Raw genomic sequence first — 1492 nt, 5'->3', positions numbered from 1 at the left:
CGACCAATCCCGATGATTCGAAGACGCTGACCTCGGACAGCCTGGTGACGCTGACGGCGACCAAGACCGATGGGGACGGCGACAGCGTCCATGCCACCCTCAATATCGGGCAGAACCTGGTGTTCAAGGATGACGCCCCCAGCATCAGCACCACCGGCACCGAGCCAACGCTGACAGTCGACGAAACGGTACTGGCGACCAACGATACCAAGAGCTTCGCCGCCAACTTCAGCTCGGCGTATGGCGCTGACGGGGCCGGCACCCTGACTTATGCGCTGGGCGTGGTCGCGGGCGCCTCAGGGCTGGTGGACACAGCCACGGGCGAGGCGGTGAACCTGTCGCTCAATGGCGGCGTGGTGGAAGGTCACACGGCCACCACCAACCTACTGGTGTTCACCGTCAGTGTGGCCGCCAATGGCGACGTCACCCTCGACCAGCTCCGCGCCGTGGTGCATCCCAATACCACCAATCCCGATGATTCGAAGACCCTGACCGCGGACAATCTGGTGACGCTGACGGCAACCATCACTGACAAGGACGGCGACAGTGCCCACGCCACCCTCAACATCGGCCAGAACCTGGTGTTCAAGGACGACGGGCCGAGCATCAGCACCACTGGCACGGAACCGACGCTGACAGTCGACGAAACGGCACTGGCCACCAACGACACCCAGAGCTTTGCGGCCAACTTCACCTCGGCGTATGGCGCCGATGGCGCCGGCACGCTGACCTATGCACTGGGCGTGGTGGCGGGTGCCTCCGGGCTGACCGACACGGCCACCGGCCAAGTGGTGAATTTGTCGGTTAACGGCGGCGTGGTCGAAGGCCGCACGGCGACGAGCAACGATCTGGTATTCACGGTCAGCGTCGCCGCCAACGGTGACGTCACCCTCGACCAACTCCGGGCCGTGGTGCATTCCGACGCAAGCAATCCGGATGATTCGAAGACGCTGACTTCGGACAGCCTGGTGACGCTGACAGCGACCAAGACCGACAAGGACGGCGACAGCGCCCAGGCCACCCTCAACATCGGCCAGAACCTGGTGTTCAAGGACGACGGGCCAAGTATCAGCACCACCGGTACAGAACCGACGCTGACAGTGGACGAAACGGTACTGGCGACCAACGATACCAAGAGCTTTGCCGCCAACTTCACCTCGGCGTWTGGCGCTGATGGCGCCGGCACGCTGACCTATGCGCTGGGCGTGGTCGCGGGAGGCTCCGGGCTGACGGATACGGCCACGGGCCAGGCGGTCAACCTGTCGCTCAACGGCGGCGTGGTGGAAGGCCACACGGCGATTAGCAACGACCTGGTGTTCACGGTCAGTGTCGCCGCTAATGGCGACGTCACCCTCGACCAGATCCGCGCTGTGGTGCATTCCGTCACGACCAATCCCGATGACTCGACGAGCCTGACCTCGGACGATCTGGTGACCCTGACGGCGACCAAAACCGACAAGGACGGCGACAGCGCCCAGGCCACCCTCAACAT

At 64.1% G+C, this 1492-nt stretch carries 1 protein-coding gene; it reads left to right on the top strand.

What is annotated here, in order from left to right; genetic code table 11:
- A partial coding sequence (locus AC1DLB_RS29735) for a DUF5801 repeats-in-toxin domain-containing protein (protein WP_477786257.1) occupies positions 1-1492 on the top strand: 1492 nt, incomplete at both ends.

It is taken from the genome of Pseudomonas sp. 05N434, from assembly GCF_056396965.1.
The sequence above is the reverse complement of the archived record's forward strand: the minus strand, read 5'-3'. Positions and strand labels throughout refer to the sequence as shown.